Consider the following 16923-nt stretch of genomic DNA (forward strand, 5'->3'; position numbering starts at 1 on the left):
CTACAGGTTAAGGCAGGTTCATGCTGCTTCCCTAACCGCGCTAGGGTTTTTAGATGCTCTCATTGATTCGCCACGGCCAAACCGACTGGAACGCTGCCGGACGCATGCAAGGTTCCAGCGACATTCCCCTCAACGACACCGGTCGCGAGCAGGCGCGGGAGGCCGTAGAGGTATTGCGGGGCTCCGAGTGGGACGTCATCGTCAGCTCTCCCCTGCAGCGTGCTCGCGAAACTGCCCAGATCATCGCCGACGGTTTGGGTCTCGAGCTCGGTCGCAGCTACGACCTGCTCATCGAGCGCAACTATGGTGAGGGCGAAGGTCTCACCAAAGCCGAAATCGATGAGCGCTGGCCCAACAATCCTGTTTACCCCGGCCTAGAATCTTTGCACTCCGTCGTTGAACGCGGTATCGCTGCTCTCCACGAGGTTTCGGCGGACTACCCCGGCAAGAAAGTGATTGTTGTCTGCCACGGCACGATCATCCGCTACACGCTCTCGGAGCTTGCGGGGCGCGACTTCGATCAGATCGTGAACGGCTCCGTCTCGACCATCGAAAAACTGCACACCGGTTGGTGCGTGCACACCGTCAACGGTGCTCCGTTAAGTCGCATCGACTAACTCGCCGTGATTTGTGCAGGCGGGTGTCGCCTAGCTTGCGTCTAGCTCGCGTCGACTGACGCCGTCTCTTTTGCGACGCGCTGGCCCACGACGGCGCTGATGCCATCGGCACGCATGCTGACGCCGTAGAGGGCATCCGCGATTTCCATCGTGCGCTTTTGGTGGGTAATGACGATGAGCTGGCTGGTCTGGCGCAGGTCTTCGAAGATCGCCAGCAGGCGGCCAAGGTTGGCGTCGTCGAGCGCCGCTTCAACCTCATCCATGATGTAGAACGGGCTGGGGCGCGCCTTGAAGATGGCGATGAGAAGCGCGACGGCGGCGAGCGACCGCTCACCACCGCTCAGCAGTGAGAGGCGCTCGATCTTCTTGCCGGCCGGCTTCACCGTGACTTCGATTCCTGTGGTCAACAGGTCGTCGGGGTTGGTCAGGAAGATGCTTCCGGTGCCACCGGGGAACAGCACCGGGAAGACATCGTTGAACGCGTTCTTGGTGTCTTCGAATGCGCTCGCGAAGATGACCTGCATCTTTTCATCGAGCTCGTCGATGATTGTCAGCAGGTCTTTGCGCGTGTTCGTGAGGTCGGTGAGTTGCTCGGTCAAGAACTTGTGACGCTGTTCGAGAGCATCGAATTCTTCGAGAGCGAGCGGGTTGACGCGGCCCAGGCGCGCCAGTTTGCGTTCGGCCTTCTGCAGGCGAACCTCTTGCTCGGCACGCACAAACGGTCGACCGGATGCTACAGGCTCAGCGTTCTCGTCTGGCTCAGGTACTGCGGGGCTCGCGTCAGATTCCGTGGCAGCGGAGTTCTCGTCGGGCTCCGCAATGGCGGCGCTCTCGGCCGCTTCGTCGTTTACACGGTCGTCGGGAACGGGCACCTCAGGGCCGTATTCCGCAACAAGCACGTCTTCGACGAGTCCGAGTTCTTCCCCCGAACGTTCGAGGAGACTGGAGAGATGCAGCTTCTTTTCGTAGATCTGCATTTCGAGGCCGTGGACGCTTTCGCTGACCGCCGAGAGTCGTTCACGCAGTGCCGATTCTTCGCGGCGCAGGGTGGAGAGTTCTTCGTTCTGGGCCGAGCGCGCCGCTTCCTTCGAGGCAAGAACAACGCGCGCCTCAGAAAGCGAACGATCAACCGAGTCGAGCACCGCGGGAAGCATCTCGACGACCTTGGTCGCCGAGGCGATCTGACGTTGACGAATAACGGCAAGTCGCGCCTGCTCTTGGGCTGCTTCGCGCTCGCGCACGAGCTGGGCGGCGAGCTGTTCGGCGCGGGCACGCTCGGCGCGCACTCGCTCGCGGATGGTCTCCATTTGAATGCGCAACTCGACTTCGTGGGCCCGGGCGGAATCCACTTCGGCCAGCATCGGTTCGCGTTCGGAGACGTCGAGCATCGGGCGCGGAGCAGCCTGGTACTTGTCGGCGGCAGTCTGGGCGCGCGTTACTTCGGTGGTGGCGTCGGCCACGGCTTCTTCGGCAACATCGACGGCTCGGGCAAGGCGGTCGCACTCGGCTTGGGCGGCTTCGGCCTGAATGCGGTGGCGGCCGAGCAACTCGGACTGCGCGGCAAGCTGAGCGTCGTATTCGCGCAGGGTCACGAGGGCTTGTTCGGCATCCGTCTTGGCGGAGGTGAGCTCGCGGCGCTTCTCGTCGAGTTCGAAGCTTGTGCGCTCGATCTGGGTCGTGACAACGCCGAGTTTGTCGGCGGCGGCATCCCGCTCAGCAACAAGTTCGAGGCGAGAGCGCTTCGCCCCAGAACCGCCGCGCAGCACGAACTGCGTGAGCACGTCTCCGTCGCGAGTCACGAAAGTGAGATCGGCGGCGTTCGAGAGCGAGCCATAGGCGGCGCGGGCGACCTCAAGGTCGTCGGCGATGAGAACGTGGGTGAGGAGACCGTGCACTCCGTCGGGGGCGGTCACGACGTCGGTGGCGGGAACCGTTCCGGGCGCCGTTCCGAGCGAGACCGACTGCTTGGCGGCGTTGGCGACAACCACTTCGACGCGACCGAAATCGCGCGAGGCAGACTCGGCCAGCGCATCGATGGCCGAATCGCGGTCATCGGCAAGCACGGCATCCGCAAGCGTGCCGAGAGCGGCAGCGATGGCCGCTTCGTAGCCCGGCGTGATCTTGACGTGCTCGGCGACGAGACCGCGGATGCCCGAAAGCTTGGCAGCGACGAGAGCGCTTGAGCCGTCTTTCTGATCAACCGCGAGGGATAGCGCCGAGTTGCGGGCGGCCAAGGCATCGCGCTCGCGCTCGGAGGCGTGGAGGGCTTCGCGCAGGGCTTCAATCTCGGCCTGAATGCTCGAAACTTTGGCTTCGGCAGCCTCGTAGGCGGTGTCGAGCGAGCCATCACTTTCGACGGTCGAGTTGCTGGCTTGGGTTTCGAGAGCCTCAAATTCGGCCTGGGCTGCTTCGCGACGCGACTGGGCTTCGGCGAGCGCCTGTTGCTGACGCACGAGTTCACCCTGCGCTGCGGTCAGAGTGGAGGTGGCGACTTCAACGCGAGCGGTGAGACCGGCGCTCTCCAGTTCATGACGCGACACGAGCGCGCTTTGTGCGGCGATTTCTTCGTCGAGGGAGTCGAGCGCGGCCTTCGCTGTCGCGGTTGCGGCAGCGGCTGCGGCGACGGCCTTCTCGGCATCCGCAACGCCGGTCGCGAGTTCATCGGCGCCGGCTTTCACTTCGTCGACGAGGGTCTGGCTGACGCTGTTGCTCGAGACAGGCGCATCGCTCTGCTGGCCGAGCAGCGACAATCGCTGGTTCGCGAGCGTGTAGAGACTGCGCAAGCGTTCTTGCACCGACTCGAGGCCGAAAGCCACGCGGCGGGCTTCGTCTACCTCGCCACCGACTTGGGCTTGCTCGAGGCGGGCTTCGCGCAGTTTGTTCTGGTCGAGCTGCTCTTGCAACACGATGCGCTGTGTTTTACGTTCACTCTCGCTGCGGCTGAAGTCGTTGATGCTCGAGCGCAGTTCAACTACTTCGTCGGCGAGGAGCCTGGCGCGGGCATCCCGCACGATCGAAGCAATCGAGGCCGCTTCTTTGGCGATCTCGGCCTGCTGACCGAGCGGCTTCAGCTGACGACGGATCTCCCCCGCCAAGTCGGAGAGGCGCGTGAGGTTCGCCTGCATCGCGTCGAGCTTGCGCAGCGTCTTCTCTTTGCGGCGACGGTGCTTGAGAATGCCGGCTGCTTCTTCGATGAAACCGCGACGGTCTTCGGGGCTGGCGTGCAACACCGCATCCAGCTGGCCTTGACCAACGATGACGTGCATTTCGCGGCCGAGACCGGAGTCGCTGAGGAGCTCTTGAACGTCGAGCAGGCGGCACGAGGTGCCGTTGATCGCGTATTCGCTTCCGCCGTTGCGGAACAGGGTGCGGCTGATGGTGACTTCGCTGTACTCAATCGGCAGCGCGCCATCAGCGTTATCGATCGTAAGAATGACCTCGGCGCGACCCAGCGGTCCCTTGGTGGCGGTTCCGGCAAAGATGACGTCTTCCATCTTGCCGCCGCGCAGAGTTTTGGCACCCTGCTCGCCCATGACCCAGGCGAGAGCATCCACCACATTCGACTTGCCCGAACCATTGGGGCCGACGACACACGTCACACCCTGTTCGAACGCAAAAGTGGTCGGTTGAGCGAACGACTTGAACCCTTTGAGGGTCAAACTCTTGAGGTACACGTCACCGCCCGGTCGTTGCTGGTCTCAGCGTTGGTCGAATCTCTGACCAAGTTGCTGGTCAGAACCTTGCTATACGGTACCGGATGCGCGGGGCCCGGCCGTTCTGCCGCGCAGAGTGAGCCGCCGCAACCTCTAGCGCGCGGCGAACCCACGGCGTATTCTGGTCGGCTACCTCCGTAGCGCTTACCCCCGCAGATTGGTGCGCTCATGTCAGAGATCGAGATCACGACTCTCGAGATTCCCCTCACGCTCTCTGCCGATGGATCGGACGACTTCACTGCGGCAACCGCGTTGCGCAATGAGACCGACGAGATAGTGCAGCACTACCCCGAGCTGGCGCACGACCCGCTGGTCTCCCTCGCAACTTGGCAGCCCAGTGCCTTCGAAGACCGGCGGATGCTCGTCGCCCGCGATCAGGACCGCATCGTGGGCCGCGGCGACTACAGCACCAACGTCGGCGAGGATGCGGATACAGCGTGGATCGAAACGTACGTGCATCCCGCTTATCGACGTCGCGGTGTCGGCAGCCGACTGCTGACCGAACTTGAAAAGATTGCGGCGGATGCGGGCAAGCGCAAAGTTCACGTCTATGTCTCAAGCGTGCCCACTGATGGCGCGCTACTGGACTCCCCCACAGGCTTTGGCGCCGTTCCTCGTGACGGTGCCGGCACTCAGTTTCTGCAGTCGCAGCAGTACAGCTTCGAGCAGGTTGAGCGCGTGAGCCGGCTCCCCCTCCCGGTTCCTGGCCTGCACTCCCTCGTCGACGACGCCATCACGCGGTGTAGCCGCGACTATGCCGTGCACGAGTGGGTGGGGTTGTGCCCAGAACAGTGGCGCGACGACCTCGCGCTGCTCTACACACGCATGAGTACCGACGAACCCAGTGCAGGACTTGAGCCTCCCGAAGATATCTGGACCGCAGAACGAGTGGTCGATCATGACGAACGCGAGCTCGCTAGCGGGGTGACGACCGTCTACGCCGCGATTGAGCACGTAGCCTCGGGTGAGTTGATCGCATACACCGCGCTCACCGTGCCCGAACAGCCTGAGCTCGCGGTACTGCAAGACAACACGATCGTGCTCGGGGAACACCGCGGTCACCGCCTCGGCAACCTGCTCAAGGTGCTGAATCTGGCGCATCTCCAACGAGTCGCGCCCGGCCATCCCTCGGTCATCACCTACAACGCCGAAGAGAATCGACACATGCTCTCGGTGAACGAAGCCGTCGGGTTCGTTCCCATCGGGTACGAAGGCGCGTGGAAGAAAGAGTTGCGCTAGCTCGCGGACTGACTCACGCGAATGCGCTGGCAGAACCTACAGAAGTGCGAACCCCGGTTCATAAAGCTCTCACGCACGACCTCGCGACCGCAGCGCGGGCACGCCCGGCCTTGCTGGCCGTAGACGTTGAGCGAGTGCGCGAAGTAGCCCGACTCACCGTTCACGTTGAGGTACTGGGTGTCGAAGCTCGTGCCGCCCTCGGCAAGAGCCTTGGAGAACACCGCCCGCACTTCAGCGAGCAACTGCACCGCTTTCGCGCGGCTGAGGGTCTCGGTGGGCTGGTTGTAGTGCACGCGCGCGGCCCAGAGCGCTTCGTCGGCGTAGATATTGCCGACCCCGCTGATCAGGGTCTGATCGAGCAGCGCCCGCTTCACCGTGGTGCGCTTGGCCTTGAGCGATCGCAAGAACTTGGCATCGTCGAAGAAGGGGTCGAGCGGATCACGCGCGATGTGCGCCACTTGGCTCGGCACCGCGAACGCGGGCTGGTCAACGGTGGGCAGCATGCTGTCGATCGCCATCGAGCCGAAGATACGTTGGTCAACAAAGTTGAGGCGCAGTGCGCCGTGGTCAGGATGATCAAGGTCGATCCGGATGCGCGTGAGCCGGTCATCCGTGCTCCGATCGCGTAGAAGCACCTGCCCGCTCATGCCGAGATGCGTGACGAGCGCTTCTCCGTGGGCCTCGGCGCTATCCGCGAGCGGAAGCCACATGAACTTGCCGCGGCGCTGGGGGGTCAGGAACGTGCGACCGGTCAGACGGTCGATGAAGTCTTCACTCGGCCCCTCATGACGGCGCAGTGAGCGCTCGTCAAAGACGCTGACGGATGCCGCAGTCGCGCCGGTCACCGCCGGTTCGAGCCCCGCGCGCACAACTTCGACTTCGGGAAGTTCGGGCACGCCGGTTACTTCGCTGCGGCTTGGAGGCTTGTCCAGGCTTCGAGCGCTGCGGCCATTTCGGCCTGCTTCTTGCTGGAGCCGATACCCGTGGCAATTACTTCATCGTCGAGAGCGACGCTCGCGTGAAAACGCTTGGAGTGATCGGGGCCGCTATCTTCGATGCGATAGTCGGGAGCCCCACGCCCTAGTTGGGCGGCGAGTTCTTGAAGGCTCGTCTTGGGATCCATCGCTGCACCGAACCGTGCGGGGTCAGCAAGCAGCGGAGCGACGAGGCGAAGGACGAGCGCGGTGGCTTCGTCCTCGCCGAGGTCGAGGTAGGCGGCACCGATAATCGCTTCAACAGTGTCGGCCAAAATGGACGGCTTTTCGCGGCCGCCCGTCTGCTCTTCTCCCTTGCCGAGGCGAATGAACGCTCCAAGGCCGATCAGGCGCGCAATTTCAGCGAGCGCTACAGAAGAAACGAGACTAGCCCGACGCTTGGCAAGGTCTCCCTCGTCAAGCTCCGGGTTATCGCGATACAGCTTGACCGTTACTGCTTGGCCAAGAATTGAGTCACCAAGAAATTCAAGTCGCTCGTTGTGCGCGATTCCGCCGTTTTCGTACGCGAAAGAGCGGTGTGTCAACGCAAGCGTGAGCAACTCGGGGTCAATAGCGACCCCGAGCACAGCAGAGAGCTCAACCGGTGAGGCAGAGCCCGTCATCGCCATTTCGACTCGAGAATGTGAAGACTAGTTAAACGTCAGCGACCTTGCGACCCTTGTACTCCATGTACAGGGGCGTGCCAGCGGAGTCTTCGACTACCTTGGCGCGGTGCGGCAGGCTGTAAACAGTCTTGCCGTTTTCAACGGTCTTGACGAGGGTGGGAGGGGTTGCCTTCCACTGGGCGCGGCGCATGCGGGTGCTGGCCCGCGACATCTTGCGCTTCGGTACTGCCATGGCTAACTCTTTTCTTCTTGGGTCTCAGGTGAATCGTTCGCGTCGTGCGAGTTCTGGTCATGCGAGTCTTGCGTGAAATCTTGGAGGCCGGCCAACGCTGCCCAGCGAGCATCGATGGGCGCTTCGTGTTCGTGTCCTGGATTATCGAGCAACCGAACCCCACACTCGGGGCACAGGCCAAGGCAATCCTTCTGACAGACCGGCTGGAACGGCAGTGACAACACTACCGAATCCCGCACTACAGGTTCTAGATCGATGTATTCGTCGATAACCGTGTAGTCGAAAGCTTCGTCCTCAGAATACGCGAAAAGTTCTTGAAACTCGACTCGGACAGGCAGGGTGACGTCAATGAGGCAACGAACACACTCAGCTTGCGCTTTGCCCGACACCACAGCATCCACAAGAATGCCGTCGTGGAGTGACTCAAAACGGCCCTTGACGGACAGTTTCGAACCCTTTTCTACCCCAACAACGGCGGTACCAAAGGTTTCGGGTACGACGACCTGAATGGAGTGCTCTCTCATCTCGCCTGGGCGGTGAATGAGATCGCGCACCAACACGGCATACGGACTCTCGTTGATTCTAGACACGATCGTCGATTCTACCCCCGCAACGGCTCCCCTGTCGCCCCCGGTCAGCAATCGCTCAGTCAGCTAGCCCACGGATGAGCACGCCAGACCGTGTGGGTCGGTGTAGGCAGGAGGGTTTGTACCTCTCTAGACTGGTGCGACAGACCCGTGCGCTTGGTATGGCGTGGTTGGTTTGCCCAGGATTGGGCTGCCGGTCTTCTCGAAACACTTTTCGTTCTTTGTGGCGCATTCTCGCGCCCATCCACCCGTTTCTTGGAAGGCTCCATGTCTGCACTGTCTCGTTCCGTTTTGTCCCGTTCCGCGTTCTCTCGCACCGCGCTGCTGGCAGGTGTCTCTGTTCTTGCCTTGAGCGGATGCACTGCTGCCGCTGACGAGACCGACGCCACATCGCCCGATGCTGCGACGCAATCGGTTGAGCTCAGCAATTGTGGCTTCGATGTGACCTTCGACTCCGCTCCCGAGCGCGTCATCACGATCAAGTCGTCAACAACCGAGATGCTTCTGGCGCTCGGCCTCGGCGATCGCATCATTGGAACTGCGTTTCAGGACGGCCCTGTGCCCGAACAATGGGCATCCGATGCTGCGGGCTTGACCTCGATCGCGGAGCGCGTTCCGAGCGAAGAAGCCGTTCTCGATCTCGAGCCCGACCTTGTCTTTGCCGGGTGGGAATCAACGTTCAGCGCTGACGGCGCCGGCGAGCGCGCCGACCTCACTTCTCTGGGCATCAACACCTTCGTGGCTCCCTCGGCCTGCCAAAGCGCAGAACAGCCTGAACAGCTCAGCTTCGACAACGTCTTCAGCGATATCGAGACGGTTGCCTCGATCTTCCGCGTGGATGCCACCGAGATCGTCGATGAACAGCGGGCCCAACTGGCCGCGATCGATGCCAATGGCGACTCCCGTACCGCTCTCTGGTTCTCCTCGGGATCCGACACTCCTTACGTCGGCGCCGGCATCGGAGCACCGCAACTGCTGCTCGACACTGTTGGCCTCACCAACATCGCTGGAGACCTCGACTCGACGTGGGCTCCCTTCAACTGGGAAGCCGTCGTTGACGCCGACCCCGACTTCATTGTGCTCGTGGATGCCGCCTGGAACACCGCAGACAGCAAGATCGACGTGCTTGAGGCCAACCCCGCCACCGCGAACCTCAGCGCTGTGAAGGCTGGCCGTTACCTCGTGGTGCCGTTCGCGGCGAGCGAGGCCGGCGTGCGCAGTGTTGAAGCCGCCGAAAGCCTGTCGGCTCAAATTGCGGAGCTCGATGGCTAAAGTTTCTCCGCTCGCCTTCGGCACCGCGCTGGGGATCGCACTTCTTGTGTCGATCACCATCGCGGTGACGATTGGCCCTGCCGACATCCGCTTCGATGAGGTCTGGCGCTCGATTGGCAGCCACCTCGGTATCGGAGTGAGCCCGCTCACAGAATTGCGGGATGGCATTGTGTGGCAGTTGCGTTTGCCTCGCGTGCTCACCGCTGCGGCGGTGGGTGCGGGGCTCGCGCTGAGCGGTGCGGTGATGCAGGCAATTACGCGCAACCCACTCGCCGACCCGTATCTGCTCGGGCTGTCATCGGGCGCGGCTCTGGGCGCGGTGTCAGTGATTGTGCTTGGCGCCGCCGTGTTACTTCCGTTTGCCGCCTTTGCAGGCGCGTTGCTCGCGCTCACCCTCACGTTGCTGTTGGCAGGATCCCTCGGTGCAATCACCCCGTCGCGCACGGTGCTCGCCGGCATCGCCGTCTCGGCGCTTGCCTCGGCAGTCACAAGCTTTGTCATCTTCTGGAGCGTCGACGGCGACTCCTACCGTGAAGTGTTGTCGTGGCTGCTCGGCTCCCTTAGCGGAGCCCGCTGGCCTGCGGTCGGCATCACCATGGTTGCCATCATCGTGATCGGAGTCCCCGTGATGCTTACGGGACGGCTGCTCGACTCCTTTGCCTTCGGCGACGTGCAGGCAGCGTCGCTCGGAGTGAACGTCAGCGCGACCCGCTGGGGACTGCTGGCTGCATCCGCCCTCGTCACCGGCGCCATGGTCTCGGTGAGCGGATCGATCGGCTTCGTGGGGCTCATCCTGCCGCATGCCGTTCGACTGCTCGTAGGGCCAGGGAACCGCGCCCTGCTCCCCCTGAGCGCCCTCCTCGGCGCCGTCTTTCTCGTCTGGGCCGACACCCTTGCGCGCACACTCTTCGACCCGCGCGAGATTCCCGTCGGCATCGTCACCGCCATGATCGGTGCCCCCATCTTCGCGTTCCTCCTCACCCGGCGAAAGAGCTCAACATGAGTGACGACACCGGCCTTGTCGCCGAACGAATCCGCGTCACTATCGACGGCACCCTGCTCATCGACGACGTCGACTGCACGGTAGCGCGAGGCTCCCTCAGCGCTCTCGTCGGGCCAAACGGTGCCGGAAAATCCACACTGCTGCGGGCCCTGACCGCCGTGCAGGCTCCGGCATCCGGAACCGTCACGTTCGGCAACGCCGACCTGCTCGGGATGCCGCGTCGCCAACGCGCGCGCCTTGCCGCGTTCGTGGAACAAGACGCCACCACCGACTCCTCCCTCACCGTCGACATGGTCGTGAAGCTCGGGCGTCTGCCCCACCAGTCACTGTGGGAGGCTGACTCCCCCGAATCCGCTGCCGTCGTGACGGCAAGCCTCGAGACCGTGGAAATGACCGCATTCCGCGAACGCGAATTCCAGAGCCTCTCTGGTGGCGAAAAGCAACGCGTCATGCTTGCCCGCGCCCTCGCCCAAGAACCACAGCTGCTGACCCTCGACGAACCGACCAACCACCTCGACATCGCGGCCCAACTCGCCGTGCTCGAACTGCTGTCGAGCCTGCGCACCACGGGCGTGACTGTGCTGGCCGCGCTGCACGACCTCTCCCTCGCGGCGAGCTACTGCGACCACATCATTGTGTTGTCCCAGGGCCGCGTCGTGGCGGCAGGCGCGACCGATACGGTGCTGACCGAACAGCTGATCGCTGACGTGTATGGCGTCACGGCATCCATCCTGCGCAATCCGGTCACGGGCAAGCCTGTCATCGGGTTCAGCCCGGCGTAGCCCCAACCCAACCGAGATCTAACCCACCCGAGATCTAGCCCGCTTGTGATCTAACCACGACGGTCTCGGGGACTAAACGCCGTGCGCGGAGCCAGTGCAGCCCGAAGTTGCCCACGCCAGCCAACGGATGCTCGCAGCGCGGCGAGCACATTCGTCACGGCTCCCGCACGCACGGTTTCGGGTCGCGGGCTGAAAGCGCTCGCCTCAACCTGCCCAAGCAAGGAGCTGAGCGCGGATGTCCCGGAGTCGCCGAGGTGCTCGGCGAGGTGCTCGGCGAGGTGCTCGAACTGTTGCCGCGGGGTTGCTGTCGCGCTCAACGGATAGCCGAGATCGATTGCGGTGTCGCGCACTTCACGCCAGGCTGTGCCGGTCTCTCCTCGCCTCACGGCGGCCAATCGTAGAGCCCGACGGGTGACCCGCACGAGGGCTGGAATGAGCAGAAGCACAGGCAAGGCGAGCACGAGCCACCACCACGGTGAGATCTCGACGCCGTTGGGCGTTGCCGCGGAGGAGTCTTCATCGAGGGGCAGATCGGGGCGGGCACCAGGCGTCGCTGGGGAGGTCGACGTTGGGGTTGCTACGGGCTCAGGTTGCGATTCATCGACATCCGGCGTGTTGGGGTCATCTTCAACACTTTGGGCGAAACGTGGAGCGCTTCCCACCGAGACGGTCGGTTCGAAACGGATCCACCCGATGGTCGGGAAATAGAGCTCAGGCCACGCATGCAGATTGTCGGTGGACACGAGGAAGCGTCGTTCGTCCGAGTCATCCGCGATTCGTTCGCCGGGCGTGAACCCGACCACCACTCGCGATGGGATCTCTAGGCTGCGGGCCATCGCGGCCATCGCAGAAGCGAAGTGAACGCAGTAACCGCTCTTCGCCGTGAGAAACTCGCCAAGAACACCGGCGCCGGAACCGTCATATTCCTCGGCGACGGGAGCATCTTCTGAATACGTGAAGTCACCGTCGGCAAAGAATGACTGCAGCGCCAACGCCTGATCGAAGCGAGTCGTTTCGCCGCGCGTCACAGCGTCGGCTGTCTCAGTCACGATGCTCGGAAGGGTCTCCGGCAGCTCAAGATAGCGCTCAAACCCATCGGGTAGCGTCGTCGGGGCGGCCTCCAGTTGCTCGACCGAGGGCGCGGGCGAAACGAACGCGACTTCGTAGTTTTGGCCACGAGAGTTCGAGTCGTCGGTCGATACCGTGAGCCCGTCTGGCTCCCACGACCAGTCGCCCTCAAGCCCACTAATGTTGGCCGTCGCATACGGCACCGGCAAGAGCTTTCCCCGGATGCGGTCAATCTCGACCTGCAGCACCTTCTCCTCCCGCGGCACTTCGTCGCTCAGACCGGGTGCTATCGGAAATTCGGTGACGCTGCCAGCGGCTGTTGGCTCGTTTTCCGACGGCTCCCAAGTGTCCTCCGAAAACACGTCAAGCGCGGCCACGCGAAGGTACTCCCCGCCGCCCTCAGAGGCATAGGTCAATGCTCGCAAGGGAATGCCTCGGCGGAGGTCAGTGCTGAGGTTGATGATCGGGTTCACCCCGGTGGAGATGAGACCCTGCCCGCTCCCCAATTGCTCCGCTGGTTCAGCGCTCGGCAGCACCACCGGCACGATGAGAGACAGCACTAGGGCGGCCGAAATCAGCGGCCACGCCGAACGAGTGTTCTTCTGCGAGGATGCCACCAAGAGCACCGCAACATAGGCGATCGCGGTTGCGGCGAAGACAAACGCATCGTGCAATTCGGTGCGCACAAAGCTCGGCACCAGAAGAAGAATAGTGAGCGGGATGGCGGTCAACGCTGGTTTCTGCAGCACGAACGCCGCGACATCCATGGCCACGGCCACGGCCAACGCACCGAGACAGATCAGGAAGACGATCCCCACAAACGCATCAGCCGGAAAACGCTGTACCGCGATGGAGGCTTGCCCCTGCGTCACCAGTTCACCAAACCGCGAGGCCGTATCTCCCGTCGGGATGATGCCGAGGGTGGCCGTCTGAGGCGCGAACATCAGCACGAGCGAGACCAGCCCACCGGCGGCCGCGACCACCGAGCCAAGCCACGCTCGCGAGTTCACACTGCGGAAGGCGGCGCCCGACGCCAGAACCGCCACCACCACGGCCATAAAGGGGAACCACCAGGCACCCTCGGCTAGCACTGCCCCGAGACTGCTCGCCGCAACGCCCGTCGCCAAGGCTAGAACACCCGCAATCGACCACAGTCGCACTCGGCGATAGTGCTTCGCTACGCTCGCGACCCTCGCCGCCTCAGTCGTGCTCACGGAGCACCTTAGATTCCGAAACCAACAGGTTCCAGGCGTCGGCGACATCGTCGTAGGAACGAACCGAAATGACCTTCCACCCTGCGGTGCGCAACTGATCAGCAACCGGCGCACGTTTCTCGGTGCCCCCACGCTCACGGTCACCGAAACTGGACGACGATTCCACTACGAACGCAACGGCAAGCCCGGCGCCGGTTGTCTGAGCTGCGAGAAAGTCAACGGTCTCAGCATCAGGATTCGCGACCAACGCGATCGTGGGCACCGACGTGGCAGCGCGCGCTGCAGAATCTGTCCACCACGCGGCGGGCGAATCGATGGGCGCTATCGCCGCGAGCCGAGTAAGCAGCTCCTGCTCCGCCGCCGACCTGCGGTGCAGGACAGCCGCATCCGTCAATTGAGACTGCCCCGTTTCAACAATGCTCACGAGAAAACCCTCGCGCCGTAGCTGCACGGCAGCCGACGCGAGCATGCTCACTACCCACTCGAATCGAGGACTGTGCGCCGACGCAACAGCAGAACCGGAAGGCGTGCGAATCACGGCGGCGCGGCTGGCATCGGGGTAGCCGACCAGCCGAGTATCGACAATGATGCGGGCCTGCGGATAGCTGTGCTGCTCTTCTTGACGCACCATGAGACTGCCGTGGCGAGCGGACGCTTTCCAGTGCACGCGACGCATGGCATCGCCCCGACGATACTCGCGCGTCATCGCGTCATCGTCGTCACCGGCGGCACGACGTTGCACGACCCGTGCTTCGCCATCTCCGGACTGCGCCAACAGCGCTGTCGGCGCGAACTGCACCACTTGCGGCGTCACGATGAGCAGTGTTGCAGCGCCCACGCTCCAGGCACCCCACGCCAGTTGAAGAGGATCAGAGGCTTCGACCACGAGCGGCCCGACATCGAAGACTCCGCGGGTGGTCGGGGTGAGGGTGTAACTCAATTGCGCGGCGCTGCGATCATTGCCCGCCCCCGTCTTCACCGACAACCGCGGAAGCCAACCGCTCTCGGTCACCCACGGGTGCCACGGAAGACCATCGCGCCACCGCATCGCGGCCGTCGCACGCCGCAATTGATTATCGACGCGCAGCGTCACAGCCGTCGTGCTTGCCGCTTCGACCACCGGGAACGAAAAACGACGAGTAACCGTCATCGCCGCCGCGTGCCTCCGCACGAAAAATGCCGCCACCGTCGGCAAGGCCAGGGCAAAAGACCCGACATATAACAAAATCGGCATACCGGCACCAAAACCCACACCCAGTGCAACGCCGCCCGCCACCAAGAAGGTCGCGCCGCGATTCGTCAGTCGGGCACCACCCATCACAATGCGAATGGATCGCAGCAGCACGTCGCGGGCCATGACAGCTGTCTCTAGGATGCGGCCGCGTGCACCGGCACCGGAGTCTCGGCCACGATGCGCTCGATGACATCCGCGATTGAGTGCCCAGAGAGCAGTGCCGAAGTGTCACCGGTGTGACGAGCAGGAATCATCCGATGGGCCAGCACCGTCACAGCGAGCGCATCAATGTCATCCGGAAGAACAAAGTCGCGGCCGTCAATCGCGGCTCGCGCCTTTGCCGCGCGCACCAAATGCAGCGTCGCGCGGGGACTCGCACCCACCCGCACTTCACGGTCGCGGCGGGTTGCTTGAGCGATCGCCACGGCATATTCCTCCACGGCAGTGCTCACGAAGACGCGGCGTACGGTCGCGATGAGCTCGCGCAACTGCGACACCGAGACCACCGGGGTAAGAGCATCCAGCGGACTTGTCAGCTCCCGTGACCGCAACATGGCCAGCTCGGCTGCGGCATCCGGATATCCCATTGAAATTCGGGCCATAAACCTGTCGCGCTGAGCCTCGGGCAACGGATAGGTGCCCTCCATCTCGATGGGGTTCTGCGTCGCCACCACGATGAACGGGCTCTCAAGTTCGTAGGTCGTGCCATCGACGGTGACACTCGACTCGGCCATGCACTCGAGTAGTGCCGACTGCGTCTTGGGGCTTGCACGGTTGATCTCGTCGCCAATCACAATGTTGGCGAAAACAGGACCCTTCTTGAATTCAAATTCGCGGGTGTTTTGGTTATAGACCGAGACACCAGTGATGTCTGCCGGCAGCAAGTCTGGGGTGAACTGCACGCGAGAAACGGTGCTGTCGACCGTGCGCGCCAGGGCTCTCGCCAGCATGGTCTTACCGACCCCGGGCACATCCTCGATGAGAAGATGACCCTCCGCCAGCAACACCGTGAGCGCCAATCGCACGGCCTCCGTCTTGCCATCAATCACGGTCGAAATACTGCGCACAATGGCGGCACAGTGATCGTGGAACACGTCGTCGGGTAGTGACCCGGAGGTAGGGGCATCCATGGGTCGAGTCTTACACCGGTCTTCCACTACGGCAATTGCTTACGCTTGCGCAGTTCATCTTCAAGGGCACGGATCTTTTCTTGGCGCTGAAAGTATTCGATCTCCGCATCGAGCTTCGCAATCTCTTCTTCGGTCGAGCTTGGCCGCATCGACGACTGGTGTTCGCGACGCTCGGGGGCACCAAAGGGCAAATATCTGGGGGCGGTGGACTGGTGCTCGCGGCCGATAGCAAACCAGAGAATGCTGCCAATGAAGGGCATGAAGATCACGAGAAAGATCCAGGTGACCTTGCCGAGATGCTTGATGCGCGATTCATCGATCAGGATGATGTCGATCAGGACCGCGATGAGCAACGCGAAGTACGCGAGCGAAATGAGACTCCCCATCTGCTCATCGTAGAGGTAATCTCACGTACAGTCGAGTATTAGTCTTCTTTAGTTTCGACGGTGTTGTACGCCTCATCGAAGCCCGCCATCCACGCCTCTTTCGTGCCCAAACTGAACATGTCTTCGGGGCCGGACCGAACGAGCGAACGTGCGCCGGGAGCGTCGAGATCAGCGACGTGCTGGCCAAGGCCGCGAAGGACCGCAACGGGCAATCCCCCGGCCTTGCCTTTGACCAAATCTGTCGCGGCAGCAACTTCATCGGCGAGCGCTGTGACACTGACCGCAAGCGGGCGACCCGAAGCATCCGCGGTTCCACGCAAATCATCCAAGACATGGATGCCCGCCGCGCCAATCGCAATGTCGGCCTGCCCTTTGCGCCAAGGCCTGCCCACGGTGTCAGTGATGACGATGCCGACCGTCACCCCGAATCGCTCGCGGAGCCCGGCGCAGAGGTCACGAGCCGTGGCATCGGGATCGAGAGGGAGCAGCAAAACGATGCCATCGGGGGTATTGCTGGAATCGACGCCTGCCGCCGCCATCACGAGCCCGAGACGGTTCTCCACAATGCGAGTGACGCCGTTGGGGTGCTCGCGGGATGCCACCACGCGCACCGTTTCGTCGGTGATGGCTTGCTCGCGATCAGCGGCTTCCACCGAACGCCCCTCGGCCTTGCTCACGATCTTGGAGGTCACAGTGAGGATGTCGCCGTCGACAAGCCCGCCAGAGTTCACGTCGTCAGAGTCGGCGACGAGAGCCGCCGCAATCGCCTCAAGAAGGCTGTCGCCGGACTGAATTTCGGGGATGCCGGGCACAGCCCATGCGCTCATTCTCACGCGTCTAGTCTGC

15 protein-coding genes are annotated in these 16923 nt (G+C 62.9%); 5 read left to right on the top strand and 10 right to left on the bottom strand.

All coding sequences use genetic code 11. From position 1 onward, the window contains the following. The first annotated feature begins 53 nt into the window (after window positions 1–53). Window positions 54–617, top strand: coding sequence for a histidine phosphatase family protein (locus tag I6E52_RS03775; RefSeq protein WP_197154973.1), 564 nt, complete (start codon window positions 54–56; stop codon window positions 615–617). 41 nt (window positions 618–658) lie between these two features. On the opposite strand, the gene smc is transcribed toward I6E52_RS03775, so the two are convergent. After that, window positions 659–4291: a chromosome segregation protein SMC gene (smc, locus tag I6E52_RS03780; RefSeq protein WP_197154974.1), complete on the bottom strand. Its 3633-nt coding sequence runs from the start codon at window positions 4289–4291 to the stop codon at window positions 659–661. Window positions 4292–4498: 207 nt separating this feature from the next. Between smc and I6E52_RS03785 the strand changes: the two genes are divergently transcribed. Then, entirely contained in the window at window positions 4499–5569 is a 1071-nt protein-coding gene (locus tag I6E52_RS03785) for a GNAT family N-acetyltransferase (protein ID WP_197154975.1), read from the top strand. Here the strand turns inward: I6E52_RS03785 and mutM are convergent. From mutM to I6E52_RS03805, 4 genes are read right to left on the bottom strand one after another with little or no spacing between them, the layout of a single operon-like run. Further along, window positions 5566–6465: a bifunctional DNA-formamidopyrimidine glycosylase/DNA-(apurinic or apyrimidinic site) lyase gene (gene mutM / locus I6E52_RS03790; protein ID WP_197154978.1), complete on the bottom strand. Its 900-nt coding sequence runs from the start codon at window positions 6463–6465 to the stop codon at window positions 5566–5568. The two genes, I6E52_RS03785 and mutM, sit on opposite strands and share 4 nt — an antisense overlap. Before the next feature lie 5 nt (window positions 6466–6470). After that, window positions 6471–7172 (bottom strand): ribonuclease III, encoded by a 702-nt coding sequence (rnc, locus tag I6E52_RS03795; RefSeq protein WP_197154982.1) that lies wholly within the window; start codon window positions 7170–7172, stop codon window positions 6471–6473. A 25-nt stretch (window positions 7173–7197) separates the two neighbouring features. After that, window positions 7198–7401: a 50S ribosomal protein L32 gene (gene rpmF, locus I6E52_RS03800; protein ID WP_009772721.1), complete on the bottom strand. Its 204-nt coding sequence runs from the start codon at window positions 7399–7401 to the stop codon at window positions 7198–7200. Window positions 7402–7403: 2 nt separating this feature from the next. Continuing rightward, window positions 7404–7991, bottom strand: coding sequence for a YceD family protein (locus I6E52_RS03805; RefSeq protein ID WP_307783833.1), 588 nt, complete (start codon window positions 7989–7991; stop codon window positions 7404–7406). A gap of 264 nt (window positions 7992–8255) precedes the next feature. On the opposite strand from I6E52_RS03805, the gene I6E52_RS03810 reads away from it, so the two are divergent. The 3 genes from I6E52_RS03810 to I6E52_RS03820 are packed head-to-tail and all read left to right on the top strand — an operon-like array spanning window position 8256 to window position 11045. After that, complete coding sequence (locus I6E52_RS03810; RefSeq protein WP_197154984.1) at window positions 8256–9260, top strand: putative F420-0 ABC transporter substrate-binding protein; 1005 nt, start codon at window positions 8256–8258, stop codon at window positions 9258–9260. After that, window positions 9253–10263 (top strand): putative F420-0 ABC transporter permease subunit, encoded by a 1011-nt coding sequence (locus I6E52_RS03815; RefSeq protein WP_197123833.1) that lies wholly within the window; start codon window positions 9253–9255, stop codon window positions 10261–10263. Before I6E52_RS03810 ends, I6E52_RS03815 begins: the two co-directional genes overlap by 8 nt. Further along, window positions 10260–11045, top strand: coding sequence for an ABC transporter ATP-binding protein (locus I6E52_RS03820; RefSeq protein ID WP_197154987.1), 786 nt, complete (start codon window positions 10260–10262; stop codon window positions 11043–11045). Before I6E52_RS03815 ends, I6E52_RS03820 begins: the two co-directional genes overlap by 4 nt. Before the next feature lie 50 nt (window positions 11046–11095). Here I6E52_RS03820 and I6E52_RS03825 read toward each other — a convergent pair whose 3' ends face one another. Genes I6E52_RS03825 through cofE form a run of 5 tightly spaced genes read right to left on the bottom strand, consistent with a single transcriptional unit; the run spans window position 11096 to window position 16904 of the window. Continuing rightward, window positions 11096–13327: a DUF3488 and transglutaminase-like domain-containing protein gene (locus tag I6E52_RS03825; protein WP_197154989.1), complete on the bottom strand. Its 2232-nt coding sequence runs from the start codon at window positions 13325–13327 to the stop codon at window positions 11096–11098. Next, a complete protein-coding gene (locus I6E52_RS03830) occupies window positions 13314–14684 on the bottom strand; it encodes a DUF58 domain-containing protein (RefSeq protein ID WP_197154992.1) in 1371 nt (456 codons plus the stop codon). The genes I6E52_RS03825 and I6E52_RS03830 overlap by 14 nt, the downstream gene beginning before the upstream one ends. Before the next feature lie 11 nt (window positions 14685–14695). Continuing rightward, the gene (locus tag I6E52_RS03835; RefSeq protein WP_197154994.1) at window positions 14696–15691 is read right to left on the bottom strand and encodes a MoxR family ATPase; all 996 of its coding nucleotides are present in this window, start codon (window positions 15689–15691) and stop codon (window positions 14696–14698) included. A gap of 26 nt (window positions 15692–15717) precedes the next feature. Then, window positions 15718–16077, bottom strand: coding sequence for a PLD nuclease N-terminal domain-containing protein (locus tag I6E52_RS03840; protein ID WP_197154996.1), 360 nt, complete (start codon window positions 16075–16077; stop codon window positions 15718–15720). Between the two features lie 38 nt (window positions 16078–16115). Further along, complete coding sequence (gene cofE, locus I6E52_RS03845; RefSeq protein WP_197154998.1) at window positions 16116–16904, bottom strand: coenzyme F420-0:L-glutamate ligase; 789 nt, start codon at window positions 16902–16904, stop codon at window positions 16116–16118. Window positions 16905–16923: the final 19 nt, after the last annotated feature.

The organism is Salinibacterium sp. NG253 (assembly GCF_015864945.1).
Taxonomy (GTDB): domain Bacteria; phylum Actinomycetota; class Actinomycetes; order Actinomycetales; family Microbacteriaceae; genus Rhodoglobus.